The organism is Rhodococcus sp. CX, from assembly GCF_015865005.1.
In the GTDB taxonomy this organism is placed as follows: Bacteria; Actinomycetota; Actinomycetes; order Mycobacteriales; family Mycobacteriaceae; genus Rhodococcus.
Genome location: NZ_JADZGH010000242.1, coordinates 5,359 through 9,704, shown reverse-complemented (window position 1 = coordinate 9,704; position 4,346 = coordinate 5,359). Strand labels below are relative to the sequence as shown.

The following is a 4,346-nucleotide window of genomic DNA, read 5'->3' as shown; positions in this document are numbered from 1 at the left end:
CCTCGATGCGGGCGGTCGCGGCACCGGGAGTGCCGGTGATGTGCACGTGGTCGGTGCGGGTCGGGGTCTGCAACCGGATGGTCGTCGGAGCCGCGGTGCCGACGCGCCAGCCGCTGGGGCGGTCCCACGGGTCGACCGGCGCCGCGGTCGTCGCGGCGGGCCAGCGCTGCAGCCAGTGGTGGGCAGCGGCTGCGACGAGCACCTCGTCGGGCGTGCCGGGGGCTTCGTAGTCCCCGAGCCGGCGGTCGAGCAGCCCCGTGTCGAGGGCCCCCGCCTTCACGTCCGGGTCGGCGAGCAGGAACCGCGCGAAGTCGATGTTCGTGACGACGCCGAGCACCGCGGTCTCGGACAGGGCACGGTCGAGACGACGCAGCGCGGACGCCCGGTCCGGACCGTGCGCGATGACCTTGGACAGCATCGGGTCGTAGTCGCTGCCCACGACGGTGCCTTCGCGCAGGCCCGAATCGACGCGGATGCCGATCGCAGTGTCATTCCCCGTCGCTGCGCTCGCCCCGCCGGGCTCATCCAAGCCGAGCACCGTGCCACCCGTCGGCAGGAAGCCGCGCGCGGGGTCCTCGGCGTAGACGCGGGCCTCGATCGCGTGCCCGGTCAGGGTGATGTCGTCCTGCTCGAAGCCGAGCGGCTCGCCGGCCGCGACCCGCACCTGCCATTCGACCAGATCCAGTCCGGTGACCAGCTCGGTGACAGGGTGCTCGACCTGCAGGCGCGTGTTCATCTCCATGAAGAAGAACTCGTCGGGAGCGTCGGCGGAGACGATGAACTCCACGGTGCCGGCGCCGGTGTAGTCGACGCTGCGGGCCGTGTTGCACGCGGCCTCGCCGATGCGAGCCCGGGTCGCCTCGTCGAGCAGCGGCGACGGCGCCTCTTCGATGACCTTCTGGTGGCGGCGCTGCAGGCTGCATTCGCGCTCGCCGAGGTGCACGACGTTGCCGTGGGTGTCGGCGATGATCTGCACCTCGATGTGGCGGGGCCGCTGCACGAACCGTTCCAGGAACAGCGTGTCGTCGCCGAACGCGGAGGCGGCCTCACGGCGTGCCGACGCCAGCGCGTCGGCGAGCTGACCCGGTTCGGTGACCAGGCGCATGCCCTTGCCGCCACCACCGGCGGACGGCTTGATCAGCACCGGGTACCCGATTTCGCCGGCGGCGGCGATCAGTTCGTCGTCGGTCAGACCCGGCCGGGAGATGCCGGGGACGACGGGTACGTCGAACGCGGAGACGGCGTTCTTCGCGGTGATCTTGTCGCCCATCGTCTCGATCGCCTTGGCGGGCGGGCCCAGGAAGATCAGCCCGGCGTCGGCGCAGGCCTGCGCGAACGCCGAGTTCTCCGACAGGAAGCCGTATCCCGGGTGGATCGCCTGTGCACCGGAGGTGCGGGCCGCGTCGATCACCTTCGCGATGTCGAGGTAGCTCTCGCGGGCGGCGGCAGGTCCGAGCCGCACCGCGGTGTCCGCCTCCCGGACGTGGAGGGCTCCGGCGTCGGGGTCGCTGTAGACGGCCACCGAACGAATCCCCATGCGGCGCAACGTTCGGATCACCCGGACCGCGATCTCACCGCGGTTGGCGACCAGAACGGTATCGAACAGGCCGGGGCCACCGGCAGTTTCGTTCATGCTCATTTCACTCACATCCGGAAGACGCCGTAGGAGACCGGCTCGAGCGGCGCGTTCGCGCACGCCGACAGGGCCAGGCCGAGAACTTCTCTGGTATCGAGGGGGTCGATGATGCCGTCGTCCCACAACCTCGCGGTCGAGTAGTAGGGATTGCCCTGCGCCTCGTACTGCTCGCGGATCGGCGCCTTGAACGCCTCCTCGTCCTCCGGCGACCACGGCTTGCCCGACGCGTCGAGCTGCTCGGAACGGACGGTCGCGAGGACGGATGCGGCCTGTTCACCACCCATCACCGAGATCCGGGCGTTGGGCCACATCCACAGGAACCGCGGCGAGTACGCCCGGCCGCACATCGAATAGTTGCCCGCACCGTAGGACCCGCCGACCACGACGGTCAGCTTCGGCACCCGTGCGCACGCGACGGCCGTGACCATCTTCGCGCCGTGCTTGGCGATGCCGCCGGCCTCGTAGTCGCGGCCGACCATGAAGCCGGAGATGTTCTGCAGGAAGACCAGCGGAATCGACCGCTTGTCGCACAGCTCGATGAAATGCGCTCCCTTGAGGGCGGATTCCCCGAACAGCACGCCGTTGTTCGCGACGATCCCCACGGGGTGGCCGTGGATCCGCGCGAAACCGGTGACCAGAGTCTTGCCGTATTCGGCCTTGAACTCCTTGAAGCTGGAGCCCGGCCCCGCCGGATCACCGTCGACGACCCGCTCGATGACCTCCCGCACGTCGTACGGGGTCCGGGAATCGGTCGGCACCACGTCGTACAGATCGGACGGGTCGGTGGCCGGCGCGAACGTCGGCGCCACATCCCACGGGCGCGGGGTGCGCGGACCGAACGTGGAGACGATCTCGCGGACCTTGTTCAGCGCGTCGCGGTCGTCCTCGGCCAGGTGGTCGGTGACACCGGAAACCTTCGAATGCAGGTCGCCGCCGCCGAGCTCCTCCGCGGTGACCACCTCGCCGGTCGCGGCCTTCACCAGCGGCGGCCCACCCAGGAAGATGGTGCCCTGGTTCCGGACGATGACGGCCTCGTCGCTCATCGCAGGCACGTACGCGCCACCGGCGGTGCAGGAACCGAGGACCGCGGCGATCTGCGGAATCCCCTTGGCGCTCATCGTCGCCTGGTTGTAGAAGATGCGGCCGAAGTGCTCGCGGTCCGGGAACACCTCGTCCTGCCTGGGCAGGAACGCGCCACCGGAGTCGACGAGGTAGAGGCACGGCAGATTGTTCTGCAGCGCGATCTCCTGCGCCCGCAGGTGCTTCTTGACGGTGATCGGGTAGTAGGTGCCGCCCTTGACCGTCGCGTCGTTGGCGACGATCACGCACTCGCGTCCCGAGACCCGGCCGATGCCGGCGATCATGCCCGCGCCGGGGCACTCGTCGTCGTACATGCCGTTCGCGGCGAGCGGCGCGATCTCGAGGAACGGGCTGCCCGGGTCGAGCAGGGCGTCGACGCGGTCGCGGGGCAGCAGCTTGCCGCGGGAGACGTGGCGTTCGCGGGACTTCTCGTTGCCACCGAGCGCGGCGACCGCGAGGCGTTCCCGTAGCTCGCCGACGAGCGCGAGGTGCTGGTCGCGGTGGGTGGGGAGAGTCGTTCGAGGGGTTGTCACAGGCTCGTCCTCGTCACTGGAGTTAATCTTCGATAACTGAAAACGAGGTTAACTGTGATTAACTGAGTTGTCCAGACCACACACGAAACGGAAGGGGAAGCGATGTCGGAGCCCGACGTGCAGGACGCCCCCGAGGCCCCCACGCTCCCACCCGAAGAGCGGCCCCTGACCCGGCGCAGCCAGGCGAAAGCGGATCGGCGGCGGCAGCTGTTGCAGGCCGCGGCGAGGCTCGTCGCCGAGCGCGGATTCGCCGGCGTGCGGCTCGAGGACCTCGGCGCCGCGGTCGGCATCAGCGGTCCCGCCGTCTACCGGCATTTCCCCAACAAGGACGCCTTGCTGGTCGAACTGCTCGTCGACATCAGCCGCCGGCTGCTCGCGGGCGGCACGGCCGTCGCCGCCGAGACCACCGACCCGGAGCGCACGCTCGTGCGGCTCGTCGACTTCCACCTCGACTTCGCGCTCGGGGAACCCGACCTCATCCGTGTCCAGGACCGCGAACTGCAGTCGCTGCCCGACGACGCGCGCCGCGAAGTACGGCAGACGCAGCGCCGCTACGTCGAGATCTGGGTGGACGTGCTGCGGCGGATCGATCCGACGCTGCGCGAATCCGACGCGCGCACGATGGCGCACGCGACGTTCGGGCTCATCAACTCCACGCCCCACAGCGCGATCCCCTACTCCCCCACCGCGGCGCGCGTGGTGCTGCGTCGGATGGCGCTGGCCGCGCTGCGCTCCGGGGGCAGCTGAGCATCTGCGGGCACCGAGTATCTGCGGACACGAGAACCGGGGCACGGAATTCGGGTAGTCGACTACTCGTGCTCCCGGCCGACCTCGGAGGACACACTCGAATCGGCGCCGACCGATCGGCGGGACCGGCCGGCCCGGCAGATGTCCCGACGAAAGGGGTCGTTCCATGTGCGCGCCGCGAACGATGAACACAGCGCTCGGACTCCCGAGCCCACCGACCGACCGCAGCCGGACCGACGGCCGGGAACACCCGCCGGATCCCGTCGCCCTGCCACCCGCACCCGGCGAAGACTCGACCTTCGCTCCCCAGGCACTTCCGGCCCCGGCGGATCAGCCATCGCGAGCAACGG

3 protein-coding genes are annotated in these 4,346 nt (G+C 70.0%); 1 reads left to right on the top strand and 2 read right to left on the bottom strand.

Translation table 11 applies throughout. The features are described from left to right. Together I0Q12_RS26580 and I0Q12_RS26575 are read right to left on the bottom strand one after the other, a co-directional pair. On the bottom strand, positions 1-1,633 hold a 1,633-nt coding region (locus I0Q12_RS26580; protein ID WP_374068799.1), incomplete at its 3' end, for an acetyl/propionyl/methylcrotonyl-CoA carboxylase subunit alpha. Between the two features lie 11 nt (positions 1,634-1,644). Then, positions 1,645-3,249, bottom strand: a complete 1,605-nt coding sequence (locus tag I0Q12_RS26575) for a carboxyl transferase domain-containing protein (RefSeq protein WP_197256303.1) — start codon at positions 3,247-3,249, stop codon at positions 1,645-1,647. Between the two features lie 102 nt (positions 3,250-3,351). On the opposite strand from I0Q12_RS26575, the gene I0Q12_RS26570 reads away from it, so the two are divergent. Then, positions 3,352-3,996 carry a TetR/AcrR family transcriptional regulator gene (locus I0Q12_RS26570; protein WP_197256301.1) on the top strand — a complete coding sequence of 215 codons (645 nt, stop codon included), beginning with the start codon at positions 3,352-3,354 and terminating at the stop codon, positions 3,994-3,996. The last annotated feature ends 350 nt before the right edge of the window (positions 3,997-4,346 follow it).

Excerpts from the sequence above, each read along its gene's own strand:
- I0Q12_RS26570 (WP_197256301.1), top strand. The coding sequence starts at position 3,352 with ATGTCGGAGCCCGACGTGCAGGACGCCCCCGAGGCCCCCACGCTCCCA.